Origin of the sequence: Nocardia sp. CC201C, from assembly GCF_030010695.1 — a bacterium.
GTDB classification, from domain to species: Bacteria; Actinomycetota; Actinomycetes; order Mycobacteriales; family Mycobacteriaceae; genus Nocardia; species Nocardia otitidiscaviarum.
Window position 1 is genome coordinate 1 of record NZ_JASCXP010000625.1, and the last position, 2,750, is coordinate 2,750.

Annotated in this window: 2 protein-coding genes; both read right to left on the reverse strand. The window is 69.5% G+C overall.

What is annotated here, in order from left to right:
* Positions 1-3: 3 nt before the first annotated feature.
* The gene (locus QK444_RS35080) at positions 4-1,392 is read right to left on the reverse strand and encodes a 3-deoxy-7-phosphoheptulonate synthase class II (protein WP_039812276.1); all 1,389 of its coding nucleotides are present in this window, start codon (positions 1,390-1,392) and stop codon (positions 4-6) included.
* 220 nt (positions 1,393-1,612) lie between these two features.
* Positions 1,613-2,750, reverse strand: a 1,138-nt coding sequence (locus QK444_RS35085; protein ID WP_282786290.1) for a phytoene/squalene synthase family protein, incomplete at its 5' end; no start/stop codon positions are given.

A 2,750-nucleotide genomic window follows, 5' to 3' on the forward strand; every position in this document is an offset into this window, starting at 1 on the left:
TTCTCAGCGCAGCATTTCCGCGACCAGGAAGGCCAGCTCCAGGGACTGCTGGGTGTTCAGGCGCGGATCACAGGCGGTCTCGTAGCGGTTCTCCAGATCCAGATCGGAGATGTCCTGCGCGCCACCGAGGCATTCGGTGACGTGTTCGCCGGTGAGCTCGATGTGCAGGCCGCCCGGATGGGTGCCCAGCGCGTGATGCACCTCGAAGAAGCCCTGCACTTCGTCGACGATGCGGTCGAAGTGGCGCGTCTTGTAGCCGTTGGACGCCTCGTGGGTGTTGCCGTGCATGGGGTCGCACTGCCAGATCACCTGGTGGCCGGTGGCCTGCACCTTCTCGATGATGGCGGGCAGCACGTCGCGCACCTTGCCATTGCCCATGCGCGCGACCAGGGTGAGCCGACCGGGCTCGTTGTTGGGGTCCAGCCGCTCCACGTACTCCACCGCCATCTCGGGGGTGGTGCTCGGACCGATCTTGAGGCCGATCGGGTTGCCGAGCAGCTCCGCGAAGGCGATGTGCGCGCCGTCGAGCTGGCGGGTGCGCTCCCCGATCCACAGGAAGTGCGCGGACAGGTCGTAGAGCACCGGCTCACCGGTGGTGGGGTGCTCGCTGAGCCGCAGCATGGCCCGCTCGTAGTCCAGCACCAGGGCCTCGTGCGAGGCGTAGAGCCGGGCGCTGGACAGGTTCGGGTCGTTGACCCGGCAGGCGTTCATGAACGCCAGGGCGCGGTCGATCTCGGTGGCCATGGCCTCGTAGCGGGCGCCGGCCGGGGACTGGGCCACGAATTCGCGGTTCCAGTCGTGCACCTTGTGCAGATCGGCCATGCCGGCGGAGGTGAGCGCGCGCACCAGGTTCATGGCGGCGGAGGCGTTGGCGTAGGCGCGGACCAGTCGCGACGGATCGTGCTCGCGCACCGCGGGATCGGCGACCAGGGAGTTCACCATATCGCCGCGGTAGGACTTCAGCCCCAGCGCGTCCAGGTCGGCCGAGCGCGGCTTGGCGTACTGTCCGGCGATGCGGGCCACCTTGACCACGGGCAGGCTGGCGCCGTAGGTGAGCACCACCGCCATCTGGAGCAGGGTGCGGATATTGCCGCGGATATGCGGTTCGGTGTTGTCGGCGAAGGTCTCCGCGCAATCGCCGCCCTGCATGAGGAACGCCTCACCCCGGGCCACCTCGGCCAGGCGTAGCTTCAGCTCCTCCACCTCGGCGGGCACGCAGATGGGCGGCACGCTCTCCAACACGGTGCGCATCTTGGCGGCCAGCTCCGGATCCCAGGACGGCTGCTGTAGCGCGGGCCGGGCGAGCGCGTCATCGAGCCGCCGACGCAGCTCGGCGGGCAACGGAGGCAACTCCGGCAAGCGATCGATCGGTACGTCGACGGTCCAGTTCACCCGTTCAGAATACGGACCCGCAATCGACGTTGGGGACCACACCCAGGGGTGAGAACCTTCCCCCTCCGGACCCAGCGTCGACGGAGACGACCATGTGCGCGGACCCTGACGATCGACTGCTCCGGTCGGGCTTCCCTCATGACGGGTACTGGCATCGCTGATGAAGTGGCCAGTATGCGGGAGAATCCCTGCCGCAGCGTATTTGGCCGAGGCAGGTGGTCTACGGTGTCGAAGACTCGGGTTCGGGGCAGCGGGAACAGCGGGCGAACTCGCGGGCGGCGACCCGGAGGCGGCGGTGGCGGGGGACCGTGGCGCGGCGGGTGAAGATCTCGTAGTCGTGGCGTTCGATCTCGTCGAGGATGCCCGCGTAGAGGGCGGCGGCGGTGCGGATGGCGGGGCGCACCCGGGGCCGCAGCAGATCTATGCCGGGGGTGGCGGTGCGGTAGACGGCGCGGTTGGTGGCGATGAGGTGGGCCAGGGCGCGGCGCACACGGGGGTCGGTGCGGCCGGTGGTCCGGCAGTGGCGCAGCAGGTCGTCGTTCACTCCGAAGGCGGTGAGTTCGTCGGCGGGCAGGTAGACGCGGCCGCGGTCGAGGTCCTCGCCGACATCGCGGAGGAAATTGGTGAGCTGGAAGGCTTCGCCGAGGGCGGCGGCGGCCGGTTCGGCGTCGGCGGTGGGCACCACGGTGCCGAGGACCGGGAGCATCTGCAGGCCGATGGCGGCGGCCGAACCGCGCATGTACTCGCGCAGGGCGGTCATGGACGGGTATCGGTCGCGGAAGAGCGGGCTGCCGGGAACGTCCATGCGCATGGAATCGAGGAAGACCCAGAAGTGTGCGGGGGCGATGGCGTAACGGTGAATGGTGTCGGCCACGGCGGCCAGGACACTGCTCTGCGCGTCTCGCGATGCGGTATCGCCGAGGAACGCTACGGTCCGGACCGCCGAGGCGGCACCGGCTTCGCCCCCGGCGGTGTTGGTTTCGTCGCTGCTGGTCGTGGTTTCGCGGCCGCGGGTCGTGGTTTCGCCGCCGACCGTGCGCTCGCCATTGGCGACCGTGCGCTCGCCATTGGCGACCGTGCGCTCGCCATTGGCGACGGTGACGGTTCCGTTTCGGTCGGGTGCGGTGGTATCGGTACCGTCGGCGGATAGTCGGTGCAGTCGGCGGCGGAGATCGTGCTCGATGCGATCCAGTTGTGCCGCACCGGATTCCGTGCGGTCGGGGCCGCCGGTCGACGGGGCGGTAGCGGTGTGGTCGACGATATCGTCGACCACCCGGGCGAAGGCGTACAGGGCGTGTACGGCCGGTCGCTGCTCCGGCGACAGCAGCCGCGTGGCCAGGAAGTAGGTGCGCCCGTGG